At 67.9% G+C, this 20,573-nt stretch carries 22 protein-coding genes; 12 read left to right on the forward strand and 10 right to left on the reverse strand.

All coding sequences use genetic code 11. The features are described 5' to 3' along the window. Positions 1–99: 99 nt before the first annotated feature. A complete protein-coding gene (locus ACT009_RS12605) occupies positions 100–1,269 on the reverse strand; it encodes an acetyl-CoA C-acetyltransferase (RefSeq protein ID WP_445191416.1) in 1,170 nt (389 codons plus the stop codon). A 73-nt stretch (positions 1,270–1,342) separates the two neighbouring features. Between ACT009_RS12605 and ACT009_RS12610 the strand changes: the two genes are divergently transcribed. After that, complete coding sequence (locus ACT009_RS12610; RefSeq protein ID WP_445191417.1) at positions 1,343–2,008, forward strand: nitroreductase; 666 nt, start codon at positions 1,343–1,345, stop codon at positions 2,006–2,008. Between the two features lie 147 nt (positions 2,009–2,155). On the opposite strand, the gene ACT009_RS12615 is transcribed toward ACT009_RS12610, so the two are convergent. Beyond that, a complete protein-coding gene (locus tag ACT009_RS12615) occupies positions 2,156–3,574 on the reverse strand; it encodes a DEAD/DEAH box helicase (protein ID WP_445191418.1) in 1,419 nt (472 codons plus the stop codon). A 239-nt stretch (positions 3,575–3,813) separates the two neighbouring features. Beyond that, positions 3,814–4,968, reverse strand: coding sequence for an acyl-CoA dehydrogenase family protein (locus ACT009_RS12620; protein ID WP_445191419.1), 1,155 nt, complete (start codon positions 4,966–4,968; stop codon positions 3,814–3,816). Between the two features lie 158 nt (positions 4,969–5,126). On the opposite strand from ACT009_RS12620, the gene ACT009_RS12625 reads away from it, so the two are divergent. The 4 genes from ACT009_RS12625 (at position 5,127) to ACT009_RS12640 (ending at position 9,961) form a co-directional block, all read left to right on the forward strand. Then, positions 5,127–6,128 carry a fumarylacetoacetate hydrolase family protein gene (locus ACT009_RS12625; protein WP_445191420.1) on the forward strand — a complete coding sequence of 334 codons (1,002 nt, stop codon included), beginning with the start codon at positions 5,127–5,129 and terminating at the stop codon, positions 6,126–6,128. A gap of 91 nt (positions 6,129–6,219) precedes the next feature. Further along, entirely contained in the window at positions 6,220–7,509 is a 1,290-nt protein-coding gene (locus ACT009_RS12630; RefSeq protein ID WP_445191421.1) for a 3-methyl-2-oxobutanoate dehydrogenase (2-methylpropanoyl-transferring) subunit alpha, read from the forward strand. A gap of 35 nt (positions 7,510–7,544) precedes the next feature. Continuing rightward, positions 7,545–8,549: an alpha-ketoacid dehydrogenase subunit beta gene (locus ACT009_RS12635; protein ID WP_445194090.1), complete on the forward strand. Its 1,005-nt coding sequence runs from the start codon at positions 7,545–7,547 to the stop codon at positions 8,547–8,549. Positions 8,550–8,551: 2 nt separating this feature from the next. Continuing rightward, the gene (locus tag ACT009_RS12640; protein ID WP_445191422.1) at positions 8,552–9,961 is read left to right on the forward strand and encodes a dihydrolipoamide acetyltransferase family protein; all 1,410 of its coding nucleotides are present in this window, start codon (positions 8,552–8,554) and stop codon (positions 9,959–9,961) included. A gap of 19 nt (positions 9,962–9,980) precedes the next feature. Here ACT009_RS12640 and gpmA read toward each other — a convergent pair whose 3' ends face one another. From gpmA to ACT009_RS12660, 4 genes are read right to left on the reverse strand one after another with little or no spacing between them, the layout of a single operon-like run. After that, positions 9,981–10,667 carry a 2,3-diphosphoglycerate-dependent phosphoglycerate mutase gene (gpmA, locus tag ACT009_RS12645; RefSeq protein WP_445191423.1) on the reverse strand — a complete coding sequence of 229 codons (687 nt, stop codon included), beginning with the start codon at positions 10,665–10,667 and terminating at the stop codon, positions 9,981–9,983. After that, on the reverse strand, positions 10,668–11,132 hold the full coding sequence (locus ACT009_RS12650; RefSeq protein WP_445191424.1) for a GNAT family N-acetyltransferase: 465 nt from the start codon (positions 11,130–11,132) through the stop codon (positions 10,668–10,670). After that, complete coding sequence (locus ACT009_RS12655; protein WP_445191425.1) at positions 11,129–12,271, reverse strand: M14 family metallopeptidase; 1,143 nt, start codon at positions 12,269–12,271, stop codon at positions 11,129–11,131. The genes ACT009_RS12650 and ACT009_RS12655 overlap by 4 nt, the downstream gene beginning before the upstream one ends. Beyond that, positions 12,268–12,870: a DUF4136 domain-containing protein gene (locus ACT009_RS12660; protein ID WP_445191426.1), complete on the reverse strand. Its 603-nt coding sequence runs from the start codon at positions 12,868–12,870 to the stop codon at positions 12,268–12,270. The genes ACT009_RS12655 and ACT009_RS12660 overlap by 4 nt, the downstream gene beginning before the upstream one ends. A 150-nt stretch (positions 12,871–13,020) precedes the next feature. Here ACT009_RS12660 and ykgO point away from each other — a divergent pair, with 150 nt between their 5' ends. Genes ykgO through ACT009_RS12680 form a run of 4 tightly spaced genes read left to right on the forward strand, consistent with a single transcriptional unit; the run spans position 13,021 to position 14,505 of the window. Next, positions 13,021–13,146 (forward strand): type B 50S ribosomal protein L36, encoded by a 126-nt coding sequence (ykgO, locus tag ACT009_RS12665; RefSeq protein WP_003046794.1) that lies wholly within the window; start codon positions 13,021–13,023, stop codon positions 13,144–13,146. Positions 13,147–13,154: 8 nt separating this feature from the next. Continuing rightward, positions 13,155–13,763: an HAD family hydrolase gene (locus ACT009_RS12670; protein WP_445194091.1), complete on the forward strand. Its 609-nt coding sequence runs from the start codon at positions 13,155–13,157 to the stop codon at positions 13,761–13,763. Between the two features lie 44 nt (positions 13,764–13,807). Further along, entirely contained in the window at positions 13,808–14,110 is a 303-nt protein-coding gene (locus ACT009_RS12675) for a type II toxin-antitoxin system prevent-host-death family antitoxin (protein ID WP_445191427.1), read from the forward strand. Then, positions 14,107–14,505 carry a type II toxin-antitoxin system VapC family toxin gene (locus tag ACT009_RS12680; RefSeq protein ID WP_445191428.1) on the forward strand — a complete coding sequence of 133 codons (399 nt, stop codon included), beginning with the start codon at positions 14,107–14,109 and terminating at the stop codon, positions 14,503–14,505. The genes ACT009_RS12675 and ACT009_RS12680 overlap by 4 nt, the downstream gene beginning before the upstream one ends. Here the strand turns inward: ACT009_RS12680 and pyk are convergent. Further along, positions 14,478–15,950: a pyruvate kinase gene (gene pyk / locus ACT009_RS12685; protein ID WP_445191429.1), complete on the reverse strand. Its 1,473-nt coding sequence runs from the start codon at positions 15,948–15,950 to the stop codon at positions 14,478–14,480. The two genes, ACT009_RS12680 and pyk, sit on opposite strands and share 28 nt — an antisense overlap. A 75-nt stretch (positions 15,951–16,025) precedes the next feature. On the opposite strand from pyk, the gene ACT009_RS12690 reads away from it, so the two are divergent. Together ACT009_RS12690 and ACT009_RS12695 are read left to right on the forward strand one after the other, a co-directional pair. After that, complete coding sequence (locus ACT009_RS12690) at positions 16,026–16,322, forward strand: DUF1244 domain-containing protein (RefSeq protein ID WP_445191430.1); 297 nt, start codon at positions 16,026–16,028, stop codon at positions 16,320–16,322. 114 nt (positions 16,323–16,436) lie between these two features. Next, entirely contained in the window at positions 16,437–16,703 is a 267-nt protein-coding gene (locus ACT009_RS12695; protein ID WP_445191431.1) for a DUF2312 domain-containing protein, read from the forward strand. 155 nt (positions 16,704–16,858) lie between these two features. On the opposite strand, the gene ACT009_RS12700 is transcribed toward ACT009_RS12695, so the two are convergent. Next, positions 16,859–17,722 (reverse strand): fumarylacetoacetate hydrolase family protein, encoded by an 864-nt coding sequence (locus ACT009_RS12700; protein ID WP_445191432.1) that lies wholly within the window; start codon positions 17,720–17,722, stop codon positions 16,859–16,861. A gap of 130 nt (positions 17,723–17,852) precedes the next feature. On the opposite strand from ACT009_RS12700, the gene lldD reads away from it, so the two are divergent. After that, complete coding sequence (gene lldD / locus ACT009_RS12705) at positions 17,853–18,998, forward strand: FMN-dependent L-lactate dehydrogenase LldD (RefSeq protein WP_445191433.1); 1,146 nt, start codon at positions 17,853–17,855, stop codon at positions 18,996–18,998. 10 nt (positions 18,999–19,008) lie between these two features. Here lldD and ACT009_RS12710 read toward each other — a convergent pair whose 3' ends face one another. Next, positions 19,009–20,463 (reverse strand): ATP-binding protein, encoded by a 1,455-nt coding sequence (locus ACT009_RS12710; protein ID WP_445191434.1) that lies wholly within the window; start codon positions 20,461–20,463, stop codon positions 19,009–19,011. Positions 20,464–20,573 lie beyond the last annotated feature (110 nt).

The following is a 20,573-nucleotide window of genomic DNA, read 5'->3' on the forward strand; positions in this document are numbered from 1 at the left end:
CCCTTTCGTCACCCCGGGCTCGACCCGAGGTCCCGCTGCCTTGCTCGGTCCATAAGAAGCGGGACCCCGGCGCAAGGCCGGGGTGACGGGGGTCTGGCGCTAGAGCCGCTCGATGATCGTGACGTTGGCGATGCCGCCGCCTTCGCACATCGTCTGGAGTCCATAGCGGCCGCCGCGCTTGTGCAGCGCGTGAACCAGCGTCGCCATCAGCTTGGTGCCGCTTGCGCCGAGCGGATGGCCAAGCGCGATCGCGCCGCCATTGACGTTCAGCTTGGCGTGATCGCCGCCGACGTGCTTCAACCATGCCAGCGGCACCGGGGCGAACGCTTCGTTGACCTCGTAAAGGTCGATGTCGTCGATCGACATGCCTGCGCGCTTCAACGCGCGATCGGTCGCGAACAGCGGTTCCTCGAGCATCACCACCGGATCGCCCGCCGTCACGGTGAGGTTGTGGATGCGCGCGAGCGGGGTCAGTCCATGTTCCTTCAGCGCCCGCTCGCTGACCACCAGCACCGCGCTGGCGCCGTCGCAGATCTGGCTGGCATTGGCGGCAGAGACGATCCCGCCCTCCTTCAGCAGCTTGACCGCGCCGATCGACTCCATCGTCGCGTCGTAGCGAATGCCCTCGTCGCGATCGTGGCGGACCTCGCCCTCCGGCGTCTCGACGGTCAACGCGACGATTTCTTCGGCAAAGTCGCCGCGCTCGGTCGCGGCGGCAGCGCGGCGATGGCTTTCGAGCGCATAGGCGTCGGCGTCCGCACGGCTGAAGCCGTATTTCTGCGCGATCATCTCCGCACCCATGAACTGGCTGAACTGGATGTCGGGAAACTTCTCCTCCTGCCGCGGCGACTTGGCCTTGCCGAGTCCCGCCTGCGCGAACAGCATGCCGGTCGATCCCATCGGGACGCGGGTCATCGATTCGACGCCGGCCGCCATCACCACGTCCTGGGTGCCGGACATCACCGCTTGTGCGGCGAACTGGATCGCCTGCTGCGACGAGCCGCACTGGCGATCGATCGTCACCGCGGGCACGCTCTGCGGCAGCTTGGACGCGAGCACCGCGCCGCGACCGACCTGGAAGCCCTGTTCGCCGCCCTGGCTCACGCAGCCCATGATCACGTCCTCGACCGCCGCGGGATCGATCCCCGACCGCGCGATCACCGCGTCGAGCGTCTCCGCCGCCATATCCGCAGGATGCCAGGCGGCGAGCCGGCCACCGCGGCGACCACCGGCGGTCCGCACCGCCTCGACGATATAGGCCTCGGCCATTTCCCTCTCTCCATAACAGATGTTATCCTCGTCGTTGTCGCGCAAATCGGCTGCGGCGGCAAGGGGAGCGGGCATGGAGTTGTGGCAGGCGATCGAAGCGCGGCGATCGGTCCGCGGTTTCCTCGAGCGGCCGGTCGAGCCGGCGCTGCTGCGCGACCTGGCGGTGAAGGCGTCGCGTGCCGCGACGGGGGGGAACATCCAGCCCTGGCACATCGACATCGTCCATGGTGCGTCGCTCGGCGAGCTGAAGGCGATCATGGCGGGCAAGCTCGCCCGCGGCGAGACCGAGACACCGGGCTACGACATCTACCCGCGCGAGATGGCGGACCGATACAAGGGGCGGACCTTCGCGATCGGCGAGGCGATGTACGCGCATCTCGGCATTCCGCGCGAGGACAAGGCGGCGCGGCGGGCGTGGTTCGCGCGCAACTTCGCGTTCTTCGGGGCACCCGCGGCGTTTTTCTGCACGGTCGACCGGCGGATGGGGCCGCCGCAATGGTCGGACCTCGGCATGTACCTGCAGAACCTGATGCTGCTCGCGGTGGATGCGGGGCTCGCGACCTGCCCGCAGGAATGCTGGGCGGTATATCCCGGGACGGTGGAGCGCTTCCTGGAGACGCCGGCGGAGCGGATGCTCTTCTGCGGCGTCGCGATCGGGTACGAGGATCCCGAGGCGGCGGCGAACCGCCTGCGCAGCGACCGCGCGCCAACGGCGGAATGGCTGACGGAGCGGGGGTGATCATTCCTCCCTCGCGCAGCGGGGGAGGTGGCAGGCTTTGGCCTGACGGAGGGGCCTATCCGCGAGCGATATCGCTCGTGGCGAGGCCCCCTCCACCGTCCTACGGATGGTCCCCCTCCTGCGCTTCGCGAGGGAGGACTCAAAAGATCAGCGCGGGGCCGAGGTGCCCGTGCCGCGACCGGGACCGCCTCGGCCCTGGCCACCGCTGCGGCCCTGACCGCCGCCGCCGCTGCGACCCTGGCCGCCGGGGCGACCCTGGCCGCCACCGCCGCCGCCGCCACCATGACCGCGGCTCGCGCCGGCATAGCTGCGGCCGGTCGGGCTCGGGGCGTGGGTGGCGCGGGGACGCGGCAGCTGGCGCTGACGCTCGACGCGAACCTCGGGATCGGCGCCGATCGCGTTGGTACGCGTCTGCTTGATCTTGTTGGCCTGGGCGAGGAAATCCTCGGGCAATGCTTGCACCGTGACCTTCTGCCTGGTCAGGCGCTCGATGTCGCGCAGGTAGGGCTTCTCGTCATCGGCGCAGAACGCGACCGCGATGCCGCTGGCGCCGGCGCGCGCGGTGCGGCCGATGCGGTGGACATATTGCTCGGCGACGTTGGGCAGTTCGAAGTTGATGACGTGGCTGACGCCCGACACGTCGATGCCGCGCGCGGCGATGTCGGTCGCGACCAGCACCTTCACCTTGCCCGCCTTGAACTCGCCCAGCGCGCGCTCGCGCTGGCCCTGGCTCTTGTTGCCGTGGATCGCGTTCGACGCGATGCCGTTGCCGGCGAGCAGCTTCACGACGCGGTCGGCACCATGCTTGGTGCGGGTGAAGACCAGCGCGCGGTCGATCGAGGGATCGGCCAGCGTGATCGTCAGCAGCGCCTGCTTCTCCGACTGGTTGCAGAAGGTGACGTACTGGTCGACCCGCTCGGCGGTGGTCGCCGCGGGCTTGACCGAGACGGTCTTCGGCTCGTGCAGGAACTGGCCGGCGAGCTCGCGGATCGCGTTCGGCATCGTCGCCGAGAAGAACAACGTCTGGCGCTTCTTCGGCAGCATGCGGACGATCTTGCGCAGCGCGTGGATGAAGCCGAGATCCATCATCTGGTCGGCTTCGTCGAGGACGAGGATCTCGATCATCGACAGGTTGACGAAGCCCTGTTCGACCAGGTCGATCAACCGGCCCGGCGTGGCGACGAGGATGTCGACGCCGCGGCTCATGTCCTGGCGGTTCTTGTTGATGCTGGTGCCGCCGAACACCGTCGTCACCGACATCTTGGAGAACTGGCCGTAGCCGCGCGCGCTGTCGGCGATCTGGCTGGCGAGTTCGCGGGTCGGGGCGAGGACGAGCATGCGGCAATGCGTCGGCAGGACGCGCTTGGCGTTTTCGACCAGGCGCTGGATCGACGGCAGCACGAACGCCGCGGTCTTGCCGGTGCCGGTCTGCGCGATGCCGAGCAGGTCGCCGCCTTCGAGGAGGATGGGGATCGACTGCGCCTGGATCGGCGTCGGGTCGGTATAGCCCTTTGCCTGGAGCGCGCGGACGAGCGGATCGGCGAGGCCGAGATGTGCGAATGACATGAAATGTCGACTTTCAGATGTGCCGGGCTCGCGCGTCGAGGACGCACGAGGGGCGGGGGAGATTGACACCCCGCGTGAAAAGGGAAGCCCGTTTAAAAACGACCGAGGCGGAGCCTGGACCCGGATTTTTCCCATGGCCCGATCACGCTGCATGACGCCTCGATGCGCGGCAGATGCGCGCGAAGTTGGGGAATGTCAAGGTTCACCCTATTCCTCCCTCGCTGAAGCGAGGGAGGAGCTCAGAGCGACCGTCCGATCAGTTCCTTCATGATCTCGCTCGTGCCGCCGTAGATCCGGCTGACGCGCGCGCCGCGCCACATCTTGGCGATCGGGTATTCGTTCATATAGCCCGCGCCGCCGTGGAGCTGGAGGCATTTGTCCATGACCTCCCATTGCAGCTCGGTGTGCCACAGCTTGGCGGCGGCGCCTTCTTCGTTGGTCAGTTCGCCCTTCAGGTGCCGCGCGATCGCCCAGTCGAGATGCGCCCAGCCGACCTGGAGCTTGGCCTTCAGGTCGGCGAGGACGAAGCGGGTGTTCTGGAAATCGAACACCATGCCCGCGAACGCCTTGCGGTCCTTGGTGAAGGCGACGGTGTCGTCGAACGCACGCTGGGCGGAAGCCTGGGTGCCGACCGCGATCGTGAGGCGTTCCTGCGGCAATTGGCTCATCAGGTAGATGAAGCCCTTGCCTTCCTCGCCGAGGCAATTGGTGATCGGCACGCGGACGTCGTCGAAGAACAGTTCGCTGGTGTCGGCGGCGTCCTGGCCGATCTTGTCGAGCTTGCGGCCCTTGCGAAAGCCCTCGCGGTCGCTTTCGACGAGGATGATCGACATGCCGCGCCAGGCGGGCTTGGCGTCGGGATCGGTCTTGCAGACGACCAGCGTCAGATCGGTGTTCTGGCCGTTGGTGATATAGGTCTTGCTGCCGTTGACGACATAATGGTTGCCGTCCTTGCGCGCGGTGGTGCGGATCGCCTGGAGATCGCTGCCGGTGCCCGGCTCGGTCATCGCGATCGCGGTGATCACGTCGCCCGACACCATCTTCGGCAGCCATTCGCGCTTCTGCTCTTCGGAGCCGTAATGCTCCATATAGCCCGCGACGATGTCCGACTGGAGCGAAAAGCCCGCGGGCACGCCCTGGTAGCTCATCTCCTCGTCGACGATCGCGTTGTAGCCGAAATCGAGGCCCAGGCCGCCGTAAGCCTCCGGCACGGTCGGGCAGAGCATCCCGACCTCGCCGGCCTTGCGCCAGAACTCCTTGGGGACGAGGCGGTCCGCCTCCCATTTGTTGACGTTGGGAACGCCCTCCTTGGCGAGGAAGCTGCGCACGGTCTGGCGGAATGCCTCGTGATCCTCGTTGTACGCGAAGCGGCCGGGCAGGGTGTCGAGCGACATGGCGTTCCTCTCATGCTGTGGCGGCAGCGTGCTGACGAAGCCGGGCGGGGTCAAGAGTAAGGTAACAAAAGTTATGGCGACCGTCGCGATCGAGCGCGGCCACTACCCGTCGCGGGTTAGGCTCGGTAGAAGGGGCGCAGACAACAGCAGGAGACCGCATGAAACTCGCCAGCCTCAAGCACGGCCGTGACGGCAAGCTCGTCGTCGTTTCATCCGATCTTGCCTGGTATGCGGATGCCGCGCACATCGCGCCGACGTTGCAGGCGGCGCTCGACGAGTGGGACCGGGTCGCGCCCGATCTCGCCAATCTCGCGACCGATCTGGCGCACGAGATGATCCCGATGCGCCGCTTCCACGAACACGACGCCGCCTCGCCGCTGCCGCGCGCCTTTCAATGGGCGGACGGGTCCGCCTATGTGAACCACGTCGCGCTCGTTCGGCAGGCGCGCGCCGCGGAGATGCCCGACAGCTTCTGGCACGATCCGCTGATGTACCAGGGCGGATCGGACGGCTTTTTGGGTCCGCGCGATCCGATCCCGCTGGCCGACGAAAGCTGGGGCTGCGACCTGGAGGCCGAGGTGGTGGTGGTCACCGGCGACGTCGCCCAGGGCGCGTCGCGCGACGAGGCGCTGGCGGCGGTGCGGCTGGTGGGCCTGACCAACGACGTCAGTCTGCGCAACCTGATCCCTGCGGAGATCGGCAAGGGCTTCGGCTTCTTCCAGTCCAAGCCAGCGAGCGCCTTCTCGCCGGTGTTCGTCACCCCCGACGAGCTCGGCGACTGGTGGCAGGACGGCAAGCTGCACCGCAAGCTGATGGTCGACCTCAACGGCGAGCCGCTCGGCCGTGCCGACGCGGGCGAGGACATGACCTTCGATTTCGGCACGCTGATCGCACATGCCGCCAAGACGCGCCGGCTCGGCGCCGGGACGATCGTGGGATCGGGCACGGTATCGAACCGCGACGCGGACGGCGGCCCCGGCAAGCCGATCGCCGCGGGCGGGGTGGGCTATAGCTGCCTCGCCGAGGTTCGTACGATCGAGACGATCCAGGGTGGCGAGGCGAAGACGCCGTTCCTGAAGAAGGGCGACACCGTGCGGATCTGGGCAGAGGACGACCGCCATCATCCGATCTTCGGGGTTATCGAACAGACGGTGGAGTGACTGCAAACGAGCTTGAAATTTAATTACAATGGTCCGAGAGGCGCTGGTGAGCGTCTGGCCGCACGGGAGTCGGCGCCGAGTGGAGAAGAACGTGGCCAGCGATATTCCGCGCGCCAATCTGCGGCCCTTGTCGCTGCACGTGCCGGAGCCGAAGTTCCGGCCCGGCGACGAGGTCGATTTCGCCGCGGTCGACGTGCCGTCGGCGGGGGCGCAGCGCCGCCCGGACACCGCCGACGCGGCGAGCAGCTTCACCGACCTGTCCTATACATTGGTGCGGGTGCTCGACGAGGACAACCAGGCGGTCGGCCCGTGGAATCCGCGGCTTTCCCCCGATATGCTGCGCAAGATGCTGCGCAGCATGGCGCTGCTTCGCGCATTCGACGAACGGATGTTTCGCGCGCAGCGGCAGGGCAAGACCAGTTTCTACATGAAGTCGCTTGGCGAGGAGGCGGTATCCGTCGCCGCCGCGCTGGCGCTCGATTACGAGGACATGTGCTTCCCCAGCTACCGCCAGCAGGGGCTGCTGATCGCGCGGGGGTGGAGCCTCGTCGACATGATGAACCAGATCTATTCGAACAAGGGCGACCGGCTGCAGGGCAAGCAGCTGCCGATCATGTATTCGGTAAAGGAAGCCGGCTTCTTCTCGATCTCGGGCAACCTCGCGACGCAATATCCGCAGGCGGTCGGCTGGGCGATGGCTTCGGCGGCGCAGGGCGACACGCGGATCTCGGCGGTCTGGTGTGGTGAAGGATCGACCGCGGAGGGCGACTTCCATTCGGCCTGCACCTTCGCCAGCGTCTACCGCGCGCCGGTGATCATGAACGTCGTCAACAACCAGTGGGCGATCTCCAGCTTTTCGGGGTTCGCGGGGGCCGAGGCGACGACGTTCGCGGCGCGCGCGGTCGGCTACGGCATTGCCGGGCTGCGGATCGACGGCAACGACGCGCTCGCGGTCTATGCGGCGACGCAATGGGCGGCGGAGCGTGCGCGGACCAACCAGGGGCCGACGCTGATCGAGCATTTCACCTATCGCGCCGAGGGTCATTCGACCTCCGACGATCCGGGCCAGTATCGCTCCGCGGGTGAGCCCAATGCCTGGCCGCTCGGCGACCCGGTCAAGCGGCTGAAGGATCACCTGATCGCGATCGGCGAATGGGACGAGGAGCGCCACGCCGCGCAGGACAAGGAAGTCGCCGACGAGGTGAAGGCGGCGCAGAAGGAGGCCGAGAAGAACGGCATCCTCGGCCATGGCCTGCACCAGCCGCTCGACACGCTGTTCGACGGGGTGTTCGAGGAAATGCCCTGGCATCTGAAGGAGCAGCGCCAACAGATGCTCGACGAGGAGACCGCGTCGGGCCGGCCATGGGATCGCAAGGCATGAGCGACGCTCAGGACGCGCCCGTGGACACCGTGCGCATGAACATGATCCAGGCGATCAACTCCGCGATGGACGTGATGCTGGAGCGCGATCCGACCGTGATCGTGATGGGCGAGGATGTCGGCTATTTCGGCGGGGTGTTCCGCGCCACCGCGGGTCTCCAGGCCAAGCACGGCAAGACCCGGGTGTTCGACACGCCGATCAGCGAGATCGGGATCATGGGCGTCGCGGTCGGCATGGGCGCCTACGGCCTGCGCCCGGTGCCGGAGATCCAGTTCGCCGACTATATCTACCCGGCGCTCGACCAGCTGGTGTCGGAGGCGGCACGGCTGCGCTATCGATCGGCGGGCGAGTTCACTTCCCCGATCACGATCCGGTCGCCGTTCGGCGGCGGCATCTTCGGCGGCCAGACCCACAGCCAGTCGCCCGAGGGGATCTTCACCCACGTCTCCGGCGTGAAGACGGTGATCCCGTCGACACCCTACGACGCCAAGGGGCTGCTGATCGCCGCCATCGAGGACAACGACCCGGTGCTCTTCTTCGAGCCCAAGCGGATCTACAACGGCCCGTTCAACGGCTATTGGGATCGCCCCGCGGAGAATTGGTCGAAGCACCCCGACGGCGCGGTGCCGACCGGCCATTACCGCGTCGAACTCGGCAAGGCGCGCGTGGTGCGCGCGGGCGAGGCGCTGACGATCCTGGCCTACGGCACGATGGTGCACGTCTGCGCGGCGGTGATCGCCGATGCGGGGATCGACGCCGAGATCATCGATCTACGGACGCTGGTGCCGCTCGACATCGAGACGATCGAGCAGTCGGTCAAGAAGACCGGGCGCTGCATGATCGTCCACGAAGCGACCCGGACCAGCGGCTTCGGCGCGGAGCTGTCGGCGCTGGTGCAGGAACGCTGCTTCTACCATCTGGAGGCGCCGATCGAGCGCGTCACCGGCTTCGACACGCCATATCCGCACAGCCTGGAATGGGCCTATTTTCCGGGCCCGGTGCGCATCGGCGAGGCGCTCAAGAAGATCATGAAGGACTGACGATGGCACGCTTCACCTTCAAATTGCCGGATATCGGCGAAGGCATCTCCGAAGCCGAGATTGTCGCGTGGCACGTCGCGGTCGGCGACCGGGTCGAGGAGGACCAGCAGGTCGCCGACATGATGACCGACAAGGCCACGGTCGAGATGGAGTCCCCGGTGACGGGCATCGTCGTCGAACTGGCGGGCGAGGTCGGCGATCAGGTCGCGATCGGCGCGGCGTTGGTGGTGATCGAGACCGACGCGGTGGTCGAGGACGACGCGGTGGTCGCGGCGCCCGCGACGGCGGCGCAGGTCGAGACCGCGGAACAATACGAAGCGGAAAACCCTGGGGTCGAGGAAGCGAAAATCCTCCCCGAAACGGGGAGGGGGACCGCCGGCAAAGCCGGTGGTGGAGGGGGAGCGCCGCAAGCGCCCCGGTCTGAAGAGTCCCCACAAGCTGCTGCGCCTACGGCACCGCCCCTCCACCCCCAGCCTGCGGCTGGCGGTCCCCAGCATCGGGTCGGATCGTCCGGGGGACGATCCGACCCGATGCTCCGTCCCGGGGAGGATCAGAAGGTGCTAGCATCCCCCGCCGTCCGCGATCGCGCCCGCGCGCTCGGCGTCGATCTCGCCCAGGTGAAGTCCGATTCCGACCGCATCCGCCATGCCGATCTCGACGCGTTCCTGCGCTACGGCGTTGGCCAGGGTTATCAGGCGCCGGGCGCCAGCCGCGCACGCGAGGACGAGCAGGTTCGCGTCATCGGCATGCGCCGCCGCATCGCCGAGAACATGGCGGCGTCGAAGCGCGCGATCCCGCACTTCACCTATGTCGACGAGATCGACGTCACAACGCTGGAGGCGATGCGCGCCGATCTCAACGCCAATCGCGGCGGGCGGCCGAAGTTGACGATGCTGCCGCTGATGATCGTCGCGATCTGTCGCAGCCTGCCCGACTTTCCGATGCTCAACGCCCGCTACGACGACGAGGCGGGGGTGGTGACGCGCAGCGGGCGGGTCCATCTCGGCATGGCGACGCAGACCGATGCCGGGCTGACGGTGCCGGTGATCCGCGATGCGCAGGACCGCAACGTCTGGCAGCTGGCGACCGAGATCGGCCGGCTCGCGGAGGCGGCGCGCGCCAACAAGCTGGCGCCGAGCGAGATGGGCGGTGGAACGATCACGGTGACCTCGCTCGGGCCGCTCGGCGGGATCGCGACGACTCCGGTGATCAACCGGCCCGAGGTCGCGATCATCGGCCCGAACAAGATCGTCGAGAAGCCGGTGTTCCGCGGCGACGACATCGTCCGCGCCAAGTGCATGAACCTGTCGATCAGCTGCGACCACCGCGTCGTCGACGGCTGGGACGCGGCGAGCTACGTCCAGGCGCTCAAGCGTTACCTCGAAACGCCGGTGCTGCTGTTCGCGGACTGATCAGAGAACGACGCCGGCCTTACCGCTCGCTGAGGTAATAGCGATCGACCGCATTCAGCGCGTCGTCGAGATCGTAGACGATCGGCTGACCGGTCGGGATCTCCAGCGCGGTGATCTCGTCGTCGGGGATCTTCGACAGATGCTTGACCAGCGCGCGGAGCGAATTGCCGTGCGCGGAGATTAGCACCCGCTGGCCGTCGCGCAGCGCCGGCGCGATCCGCTCCTCCCAATAAGGCAGCACGCGCGCGATCGTGTCCTTCAGGCTCTCGGTCGCGGGAACGGCGATGCCGGCATAGCGGCGATCGTGCGACAGGTCGTAGGCGCTGCCGGACTCGATCGGCGGCGGCGGCACGTCGAAGCTGCGCCGCCAGACATGGACCTGTTCGTCGCCATGCCTGGCCGCGGTCTCGGCCTTGTTCAGCCCGGTCAGCCCGCCATAATGCCGCTCGTTCAGGCGCCAATCCTTCTCGACCGGCAGCCACAGCCGGTCCATCTCCTCCAGCGCCAAGTCGAGCGTCTTGATCGCGCGGGTCTGGAGCGAGGTGAAGGTCATGTCGAAATCGAGACCCTTGGCCGCCATCAGCGCGCCCGCGGCCTTGGCTTCGGCGACGCCCTGGTCGGTGACCGCGACGTCCCACCACCCGGTAAAGCGGTTCTCGAGGTTCCAGGCCGACTGGCCGTGACGGATGAGGACGAGCTTTGGCATCTATGCTCCGAGGTCGAGGGACATGAACCGATTGTGCGGGCTCGCCGGATAGCCGCCGAAGACCGGCCCGTCCACGAAGCCGGCGGATTCGTAGAGGCGATTGGCGGCGTCGAATGCGGGCGCGGTGCCGGTCTCCAGGCTCAGCCGTGCGTAACCGCGTGCCCGCGCCTCGGCGACGATCCGCGCGAGGATCGCGGCAGCGACGCCGCGTCGCAGGTGCGTGGCGGCGGTACGCATCGACTTCACCTCGCCATGATCCGGCGCGAGCTCCTTCAACGCGCCGAAGCCGGCGAGTTCGTCACCGTCCCACGCGCTCCACAGCGTCACCGATGCGGCCGCGAGCCCGCCCGCATCGAGCACATGGGCGTTTTCGGCGGGCGTATGCGCCCGCGCACCGGCGACATGGATCGCCAGCAGCGCGGCGAGCGCAGGCGAGGCCGGGTGGTCGGGGCGGACCTCGATCACAGCTCGTCGATCATGCCCGCGAGCGTTTCGAGGCAGGCGACGCCGAGGCGCTTGGATCGCTCGGGCGACCAGCCGAACTCGGCGTCCGGGTTCGGATCGTGATCCTTGAACGGCATCTCCAGCGTCATCGACACCGCGCCGTAGCGTTCGGCGACGAGATTGGTCGACATCGACAGATTGGCGCGGCCGGGCGCGGATTTCTCATAGCCCTTGTCGGTCTGGAAATCGGGGGTATGCGCGGCGAGCCGGCGGCCGAATTCGTAGAACTTTTCGCCGCGCTCGTCGGTCCAGCTGGGGATGCCTTCGAAGCCGGCGATGAAGTTGGCGGGGATCGCCTCGTCGCCGTGGACGTCCATCGCATAGACGACCCCCGTCCGGTCCATCTCGTCGCGGACGCAGAGCACCTCCGGGCTGCGCTCGAGCGTCGGCGCGTTCCATTCGCGGTTGAGGTTCACTCCAGCGGCGTTGGTACGCAGGTGCCCGCGGCGGGTGCCGTCGGGATTCATGTTCGGGACCACATGGACGGTCGCCGTAGCCAGCAGATCTGCCGCGGCGGGGCTGGTCAGCCAGTCGAGCGCGCCCTCCATCCACCATTCGCACATCGATTCGCCGGGATGCTGGCGGGCATAGAGCCAGACCGGCTTGGCGCCGCTGCCGATCCGGAAGTAATCGATCGCCTGCCCGTCGAGCGAGGTGCCGAGCTGGCGGTGGGTGACACCTGGCCGCAGCGCGATCCGTGCGACCAGCGCGTCGTGCATCGCCATCGTATAGGGCGCGAAATAGGCGAACCAGGCGAGGTCGGTGTCGCCGTCATGGTCGAACTCCAGCACGCCATCGGCATAGCGCGTCTCGATCATCCGCCAGTCGCGGAGGTCGGTACTGGCGCGCGCCTTGTAGCCCGGCCAGCCGAACGGATAGGCCGAGCCGCCGGCGTTGACGATCCGGAAGGTCAGCCGGCGCCCGCGCGCGCCGGCAACCCTGAACGAGAACCATTGATAGAAGTCGGAACGATGATCCTTCGCGATCTTCAGATCGATCCGGTCGCCCTCGATCGCGACCAGTTCGATGTTGCCGCCGTCGAAGGCGGCGTTGATGGCGAGAATGGTGGCGGAGGCGGCAATGGCGTCGGGTTCGGTCATCGGACCTCGATAGTGCGACCCGATTCGCCGGGGAACCCCGTGAACAGCGCGGTGGCGAGCTTGCCGGCCTGCTGGTCGGCACTCTTGATGTCGCTGACGCCCTGCGCGCGGCCTTCCCAGATCGGCGATTGATCGACCCGGCGCTTGATCGTCACCGCCAGCTCGGCGACCAGCACCGTGCTGGCACCGCCGCCGCCGATCGGGATGCCGACACCGCCGCCGAGGCCGACGCCGCCGTTACGGCCACCGCTGAACGAACCGCCGCCCAGGCCGATGCTGAACGCGGAGCGGCGCGGCGGGCCCGCGGCCTCGCGCCGGATGAAGCCGACTGTGGCGATATAGTCGGGGGTCGCGCCCGTGGCCGGCAGCGTGTAGCCCGCTTTCAGCAGCTGGCTCTCGACCGCCGCGGCATAGGTCTTGAACTCGAGGCTCGCGGGCACGCCGGGCGCGGTCGCCGGCTCGACCGAAACGGTGCCGCGCGCGATCGGTGCGCCGAGATGATAGCGCACCACGTTGGTCGGCGGCAGCGGACCGGCGGTGGTGCAGCCCGCGACCGTGACGGCGGCGAGCCCGAGGGCGAGGAGATTGCGGGTGATCATGGCGCGACTTTCCGTCTTGTTGTGCCGGTATAACGTCCGGCGCGCCCCTGCGTTGCTTGACTATCCGGGGACGCATCTCTACGCGATCGCGCTTTCTACCGACACCCAGATTAGCCTCCTTTTCTCCAAGACAGTAAAGCGAACGTGATCATGAAGATCCGCAATTCCCTGAAGTCGTTGAAGGATCGCCACCGCGACAACCGCGTGATCCGTCGCCGCGGCCGTACCTATGTGATCAACAAGACCAACCGCCGCTTCAAGGCGCGCCAGGGCTGAGCGATTCGCTGCCCACGGCCGTCATCTTCGATGTCGGCCGGGTCCTGTACGACTGGAGCCCGCGGTTCCTCTACGAGCGCCTGATCGACGACGATCGGGCGCTCGACGCGTTCCTGCGCGACGTCGTGACGCATGACTGGCATTTTCAGCACGACGCCGGGCGATCGTTCGCGGACACCTCCGTCGAGCTGACTCGCGAATACCCGCAGCACGAGGCGTTGATCGCGGCCTGGGGACCACGCTTCCTGGAGAGCATCGGCGCGCCAATCCGCGGCATGCCCGCGCTGGTCGACGATCTGCACGCGGGCGGCGTGCCGCTCTACGCGATCACCAACTTCTCCGGCGAGTTCTGGCCCCCGTTTCGCGCGCGCGAATCGGCGATGTTCGATCGTTTTCGCGATATCGTGGTGTCGGGGAACGAGAAGCTGGTGAAGCCCGATGCTGCGATCTACCGGCTCGCGCTCGACCGGTTCGGCCTGGTTGCCGAGCGGACGGTGTTCATCGACGACAATGAGGCGAACATCACCGGCGCCGCGGCGGTCGGGCTGATCGCGCTGCACTTCACCGACGAGCCGACCTTGCGGCGGCAGCTGCAGGATCTTGGCCTGCTTGGCTGAACGCCCAGCATCGTGTACACGGCGTACACGATTCGGAGGTCGTCATGGAATTATCCGTCCGCGAAGCCCGCGCTCAATTCGCCACCGCGCTTGCCGCGGCGGAACGCGGCGAACGCGTCACCATCACCAAGAACGGCAAGGCTGTTGCCGAACTCGGGCCGCCTACGGTCAAAAAGGGCGGCCTCGATCTCGCGCGCATCCAGCGATGGCGTGAGGAAAACGGCTTCGAAAGGGGCGACACCGAGCTCGACGACGCGTGGCGCAAGCAATTCGACGATCCGGCGTGGACACGCGAGATCTTCGGACCCGATTATTTCGACGATGAGGACGCGACGGACAGGCGATGAGGCTGCTCCTCGACACGCATATCCTCATCTGGCTGATCCGGGACACGCGCAAGCTGAGACCCGCCGAGATCGCGCTGATCAGCAGTCCGGAGGTCGAAGCGATCGTCTCGGTCGTGACGATCTGTGAACTGCGGATCAAATGGCAGTCGTTCTTCGCCAGTGGGCAGCGCAAGGGTGAACTGGATCCGGCCGACGCGATCCGCTTCTGCGGCGACAATGGCGTGCAGCTCGCCACGCTGAGCCCGGCCGACTATACAGCGCCGCTCGTCCCGCCGATCGCGCATACCGATCCGTTCGACGAGATGCTCCTCGTCCACGCGCAGCAGCTCGGGGCGAAGCTGCTCACGCGCGACGATCGGCTGCTCGGTCACGCGTTGGCGGCGTCGCCCTTGTAGTTCTTCAACTCGTCGCCGACGATGCCGACGACGTGGATAACGTTGGTCGAGCCCGGGGTGCGGAACGGCACGCCGGCCATCACGACGACGCGGTCGCCGGCCTTGGCGATGCCCTGGCGCAGCGCGGTGCGCTTGGCCTTGGCGACCATCTCCTCGAACGATTCGACGTCGCGGGTGTGGACCGCATGCGTGCCCCATAGCAGCCCGAGGCGGCGGGCGGTCTCGAGCTTCGGGGTCAGCACCAGGATCGGCACCGACGGCCGTTCGCGCGCGATCCGGCGGGCGGTGGAGCCCGACGTGGTGAAGCAGATGATCGCGACCGCGGACACGGTGCGCGCGATCTGCTTGGCAGCTTCGGACAGGGCGTCGGCGGTGGTGGGGTCGGGCCGGGTAACGGTGAAGTGGATGCGATCGCCGTGCATCGGATCGCGTTCCACCGCGTCGCCGATCGCGTTCATCATCGTCACCGATTCGACCGGCCAGTCGCCCGCGGCGCTTTCCGCCGACAGCATGATCGCGTCGGCGCCGTCGTAGATCGCGGTGGCGACGTCGGAAACCTCCGCGCGCGTCGGCGACGGCGACTTGATCATCGATTCGAGCATCTGCGTCGCCACCACCACCGGACGACCGAGCCGCCGCGAGGTCTCGACGATCCGCTTCTGGAGCGGCGGCACCGATTCGGGCGGCAGTTCGACGCCCAGATCGCCGCGCGCGACCATCACGCCGTCGCACATCTCGACCAGCTCCTCGAGCCGTTCGATTGCCGCGGGCTTCTCGATCTTGGCGAGCAGCGCGGCCTTGCCGCCGATCAGCTTGCGCGCCTCGGCGAGATCCTCCGGGCGCTGGACGAAGGAGAGCGCGATCCAATCCACGCCCTGCTCGATCGCGAAGGCGAGATCGCTGCGATCCTTTTCGGTCAGCGCGGCCATCGGCACGACGACGTCGGGCACGTTCAGCCCCTTGTTGTCCGACAGCGCGCCGCCGACCTCGACGCGGGTCTCGATCCGGTCGGGTCCGTGATCGGTGACGCGGAGCACCAGCTTGCCGTCGTCGAGCAACAGCCTCGCGCCGGGCTCGATCGCCGCGAAGATCTCGCGGTGGGGCAGTTCGACGCGGGTGGCGTCGCCCGGCGTGTTGTCGCGATCGAGGACGAAGCGGCTGCCGGTCGTCAGCTCGGTGCGGCCGCCCGCGAACTTGCCGACCCTGAGCTTCGGCCCCTGCAAATCCGCGAGGATCGTCGTCGGCCGGCCGAACTGCTTTTCGAGACTGCGGATCGCCTTGATCACCGCGATCTTCGACGCCTGGTCGCCATGGCTCATGTTGACGCGGAATGCGTCGGCGCCCGCCTGGAACAGGGTGGCGATCATCTCGGGGGTGTTGCTCGCGGGCCCAAGGGTTGCGAGCACGCGCACTTTCCGCGAGCGGGGCGCGATAGCTTTCGTCATGTGATTGCGGCTCCTGGGGCTTTGCCGCCAGCACCTCTAGCTCCTATCTCATCCTGATCAACCTTAGAGGACGACATGACCGATAAACTCGACCAGCTCGACGATGCCGTCGCGGCCAAGGCCTTCCGCCGGCTGGTGCTGCACCTGCGCCACCGGACCGATGCGCAGAACATCGACCTGATGGGATTGTCGGGCTTCTGCCGCAACTGCCTGTCCGACTGGATCGAGGAAGCGGGCGGGCTCGACAAGGCGGCGGCGCGCGAGATCATCTACGGCATGCCGCAGGCCGAGTGGAAGGCACGCCATCAGGCGGACGCGACCCCCGAACAGATCGCGCGGATGGACGCGAGCATGGCGAAGAACGCGGCTTGAGCCGCTCCGGCTAAGCGCCTAGACGCAGCCGCCTACCGGAGCGGGTCGACCGTCCGGTATTCCATTCGACGATCAGAAACACCGCGGGCGTTCGCCCGTGGGCGGGGGGACTGCATGGCTGAAGAACGACAAGAAGGCATGGGCGGCGGGCAGGTCGCCGCGGACGAACTGCGGCTGCTGATCGAGCGCGCCGAGCGGCTCGAGGAAGAGAAGAAGGGCATCGCCGAAGACATCAAGGACGTGATGGCCGAGGCCAAGGGCCGCGGCTACGACCCCAAGGCGATCCGCAAGATCCTGTCGATCCGCAAGAAGAAGAAAGAAGAATATCAGGAGGAGGAGGCGATCCTCGAGGTGTATATGCAGGCACTGGGAATGATCTGACCCTAATTCCTCCCTCGCTTTAGCGGGGGAGGGGGACCCCTCGCGCAGCGAGAGGTGGAGGGGGCGTCTCCGCAAGCGCCCGCTCTCGTGGAGAGGCCCCCTCCGTCAGGCTGACGCCTGCCACCTCCCCCGCTGCGCGAGGGAGGATCTTGAATTTACCCCAGCGCCGCCAGGTCGAACGCCACCACGCGCTGGCGCTGTTCGCCGAGGCCGGTCACCCCCAGACGCATCTCGTCGCCCGGCTTCAGGAAGATCGCCTGCGGCTTCTTGCCCTCGCCGACCCCCGGGGGGGTGCCGGTGATCAGCAGGTCGCCGGGGTGGAGCGTGATGAAGCGGCTGACATAGGCGATGCATTCGGCGACCGGGAAGATCATCGTCCGGGTGTTGCCGGTCTGCATCCGCTCGCCGTTGACGTCGAGGAACATGTCGAGCGCCTGGACGTCGCCGACCTCGTCGGGGGTGACCAGCCACGGGCCGCACGGGCCGAACGTGTCGCAGCCCTTGCCCTTGTCCCACTGGCTGCCGAGTTCCTTCTGGAAGGCGCGTTCGGACACGTCGTTGACCAGCACATAGCCAGCCACGTGATCGAGCGCGTCGGCCTGCTCGACATAGCGGCAGGTGGTGCCGATCACGATGCCGAGCTCGACCTCCCAGTCGGTCTTGCGCGACTCGCGAGGAATCATGACGTCGTCTCCGGCGCCGACCAGGCAGGAGATCGCCTTGGTGAAGAAGATCGGCTCGGGCGGCACCGGCAGGTTCGATTCGGCGGCGTGATCGGCATAGTTGAGCCCGACCGCGAGGAACTTGCCGATCCCCGCGACCGGAACGCCGTATCGGGGCGTGCCATCGACCAGCGGCAGCGCGGCGGGATCGATCGCCCGCAAGCGCGCGATCGCCGACGGCACGATATCGGCAGGCGTGAGATCCGCGACATGGGCGGAAAGATCGCGGAGGCGGCCGTCGCCATCGACCAGGCCGGGCCTTTCCTGTCCATGCGGGCCATAGCGGCAGAGTTTCATGGCAGATCCTCGATTTCGATTGGGTGTGGAGCGGTCGCGTTTCACCTGTAAACGTCATCGCGGGCAACGGCCATCGGTTGCGGAACGGGTGCGAGACGATGCGGCATCGAGATCACGGCGGGACGGATCGATGAAAGCGGCGTCGACGCTCGATTATCGCGAGATCGCGCGGCGCCGGCTGCCGCGATTCCTGTTCGAATATTATGACGGCGGCTCCTATGCCGAGGTGACGCTGCGCCGGAACATCGCTGATCTCGAGGCGGTGGCGCTGCGGCAGCGGGTGCTGACCGACGTGTCCAGCATCGACCTGTCGACCGAGCTGTTCGGGCGACGGCTGGCGCTGCCGGTCGCGCTGGCGCCGATCGGGCTCGCCGGCATGGGCGCGCGGCGCGGCGAGGTGCAGGCGGCGCGGGCGGCGGAGGCGGCGGGGGTGCCGTTCTGCCTCTCCACGGTGTCGGCCTGCTCGATCGCCGAGGTCACGCGCGGCGTCACCAAGCCCTTCTGGTTCCAGCTATACATGATCCGCGACCGCGGCTTCATGCGCGACCTGCTGCACCAGGCCCGCGCGGTCGGGTGCGATGCGCTGGTGTTCACGGTCGACATGCCGGTGCCCGGATCGCGCTACCGCGATTATCGATCCGGCCTCGCGGGTGCGCCGGGGTTCGCGGGATCGCTGCGGCGGGCATTCCAGGCGCTGCAACGCCCGCGCTGGGCCTGGGACGTCGGCGTGCATGGCCGGCCGCACCATCTGGGCAACGTTGCGCCGGTGCTCGGTAAGGATAGCGGGCTGGAGGATTTCTTCGCCTGGATGCGCGGCAATTTCGATCCGGCGGTGGGCTGGCACGATCTCGACTTCATCCGCAGCGAATGGGACGGGCCGGTGATCGTGAAGGGGATTCTCGACGTCGAGGATGCGCGCGAGGCCGCGGCGCGCGGGGCCGACGGCATCATCGTCTCCAACCATGGCGGGCGTCAGCTCGACGGCGTGCCCTCGACCGCCCGCGCGCTGCCACCGATCGCGGCGGCGGTGGGGGATCAGCTGACGGTGATGGTCGATGGCGGGGTGCGTTCGGGGCTCGACGTGGTGCGGATGCTGGCGCTGGGCGCGAAGGGCGTGCTGCTCGGCCGCGCCTGGGCGTTCGCGCTGGCGGGCGGCGGGCAGGCCGGGGTGGCGCACATGCTGCGGCTGATCGAGGCGGAAATGCGGGTGGCGATGGCGCTGACCGCGCGGACGAGCATCGCGGCGATCGACCGGTCGGTGCTGGTCGAGGGGTGACGGAGGAAGCCTAAGCCGCCTCGCTCGACGCCGTCGTCCAGCCGAGCCGGGGAATCGTGATCGATCGCTTACCCGACAGATCGGTCCGGCACACGAACAGGTCGCGAGATTCGATATAGGTGATCAGCCGGCGGACGCGGCCGAGCGAGCTGGTGCCATAGGTCGCGGCGATCGCGGCATCCGAGGGGCAGGGTTCCCCCTCACGCGCGGCGCGCGCGACGAGCAGGAACGCGCCCAGCATGTCGTCGGGCAGCGCGCTGGCGAGCGTCAGCGCGTCGCGCCATTCCTCGTCGGTGACGTCGAAGATCCCCGCGCGCGCGCAGCTCAGCCGCTTGGCGAAGGCGGGCAGGTCGAGGGCCGGCCGGGCAAGCCCCGCCATCCGGCAACGCACCTGGAAATCCTGGAACAGCACCGCCGCGGGGCGCATTGCCGCCTCGGGATCCTCGACGATCGCGCGCATCACCGCGGTGTAGATCGATTCGATCTCCTCGGGCGGCGTCTCGGCGACCGGTTCGGGGGGGGCGGGCGCGGGCCGCGCGAGCTCGGCGATCAGCTCGTCCGCGGCGACGCGACGCGGCACCGGATCGGTGAAGGCGAAGGTCGGCGCGAGCGGCACCGGCGCGAACACCAGCTCCTGCAGGTCCGCAGGCGCGGCGCTCGGCAACGGCACCAGCTTGGGGCTGCCGCTGCGCGCCGACGTCTCGACCGCGCCGATCTTGACCGTCACCGGGCGCCGCGAAACCGCAGGCCCGAGCGCCAGGAAGCTTCCGCGCGGCAGATCGCGGATCGCTTCCGCCTGGCGCCGTTCCATGCCGAGCAGGTCGGCGGCGCGCGCCATGTCGATATCGAGGAAGGTGCGCCCCATCAGGAAGTTCGACGCCTCCGCGGCGACATTCTTGGCGAGCTTCGCCAGCCGCTGGGTCGCGATCACTCCGGCAAGCCCGCGCTTGCGCCCGCGGCACATCAGGTTGGTCATCGCCGACAGCGATGCGCGGCGCACCTCCTCCGCGACCTCGCCGCCGGTCGTGGGCGCGAACAACTGCGCCTCGTCGACGACGACCAGCGCCGGATACCAATGGTCGCGCGGGGCATCGAACAGCGCCGACAGGAACGCCGCCGCGCACCGCATCTGCCCCTCCGCCTCGAGGCCTTCGAGGCTCAGCACCACCGAGGCGCGATGTTCGCGCAACCGGCCGGCGATGCGTGCGATTTCCGCTTGCGAATAGTCGCCCGCCTCGATCACGACATGACCGTAGCGAGGCCCGAGCGTGACGAAATCGCCTTCGGGATCGATCACCACCTGCTGGACCTGCCCGGCGCAGCGTTCGAGCAGGCGACGCAGCAGATGCGACTTTCCCGACCCCGAATTGCCCTGGACGAGCAAGCGGGTGGCGAGCAGTTCTTCGAGATCCATGGTCACGGGCGCGCCGCGCTCGTCGCTGCCCATGTCTACGCTGACGGTCATCGCCGCCGCGTGTGGCCGATCGGATGGGGCTGGGGCAAGCGCTTTGCGCCCGGTTGCCCGACCGGTCCCCCGCGACTAGGGGACCCCCCGTCCGCAGAATCGAGGAACGA

Source organism: Sphingomonas sp. Tas61C01, from assembly GCF_052567495.1.

Bases quoted from the DNA above. Each gene is read 5' to 3' on its own strand.
- ACT009_RS12605 (WP_445191416.1), bottom strand. From the start codon at position 1,269: ATGGCCGAGGCCTATATCGTCGAGGCGGTGCGGACCGCCGGTGGTCGC.
- ACT009_RS12610 (WP_445191417.1), top strand. From the start codon at position 1,343: ATGGAGTTGTGGCAGGCGATCGAAGCGCGGCGATCGGTCCGCGGTTTC.
- ACT009_RS12615 (WP_445191418.1), bottom strand. From the start codon at position 3,574: ATGTCATTCGCACATCTCGGCCTCGCCGATCCGCTCGTCCGCGCGCTC.
- ACT009_RS12620 (WP_445191419.1), bottom strand. From the start codon at position 4,968: ATGTCGCTCGACACCCTGCCCGGCCGCTTCGCGTACAACGAGGATCAC.
- ACT009_RS12625 (WP_445191420.1), top strand. From the start codon at position 5,127: ATGAAACTCGCCAGCCTCAAGCACGGCCGTGACGGCAAGCTCGTCGTC.
- ACT009_RS12635 (WP_445194090.1), top strand. From the start codon at position 7,545: ATGAACATGATCCAGGCGATCAACTCCGCGATGGACGTGATGCTGGAG.
- ACT009_RS12640 (WP_445191422.1), top strand. From the start codon at position 8,552: ATGGCACGCTTCACCTTCAAATTGCCGGATATCGGCGAAGGCATCTCC.
- gpmA (WP_445191423.1), bottom strand. From the start codon at position 10,667: ATGCCAAAGCTCGTCCTCATCCGTCACGGCCAGTCGGCCTGGAACCTC.
- ACT009_RS12655 (WP_445191425.1), bottom strand. From the start codon at position 12,271: ATGACCGAACCCGACGCCATTGCCGCCTCCGCCACCATTCTCGCCATC.
- ACT009_RS12660 (WP_445191426.1), bottom strand. From the start codon at position 12,870: ATGATCACCCGCAATCTCCTCGCCCTCGGGCTCGCCGCCGTCACGGTC.
- ykgO (WP_003046794.1), top strand. From the start codon at position 13,021: ATGAAGATCCGCAATTCCCTGAAGTCGTTGAAGGATCGCCACCGCGAC.
- ACT009_RS12675 (WP_445191427.1), top strand. From the start codon at position 13,808: ATGGAATTATCCGTCCGCGAAGCCCGCGCTCAATTCGCCACCGCGCTT.
- ACT009_RS12680 (WP_445191428.1), top strand. From the start codon at position 14,107: ATGAGGCTGCTCCTCGACACGCATATCCTCATCTGGCTGATCCGGGAC.
- pyk (WP_445191429.1), bottom strand. From the start codon at position 15,950: ATGACGAAAGCTATCGCGCCCCGCTCGCGGAAAGTGCGCGTGCTCGCA.
- ACT009_RS12690 (WP_445191430.1), top strand. From the start codon at position 16,026: ATGACCGATAAACTCGACCAGCTCGACGATGCCGTCGCGGCCAAGGCC.
- ACT009_RS12695 (WP_445191431.1), top strand. From the start codon at position 16,437: ATGGCTGAAGAACGACAAGAAGGCATGGGCGGCGGGCAGGTCGCCGCG.
- ACT009_RS12700 (WP_445191432.1), bottom strand. From the start codon at position 17,722: ATGAAACTCTGCCGCTATGGCCCGCATGGACAGGAAAGGCCCGGCCTG.
- lldD (WP_445191433.1), top strand. From the start codon at position 17,853: ATGAAAGCGGCGTCGACGCTCGATTATCGCGAGATCGCGCGGCGCCGG.
- ACT009_RS12710 (WP_445191434.1), bottom strand. From the start codon at position 20,463: ATGACCGTCAGCGTAGACATGGGCAGCGACGAGCGCGGCGCGCCCGTG.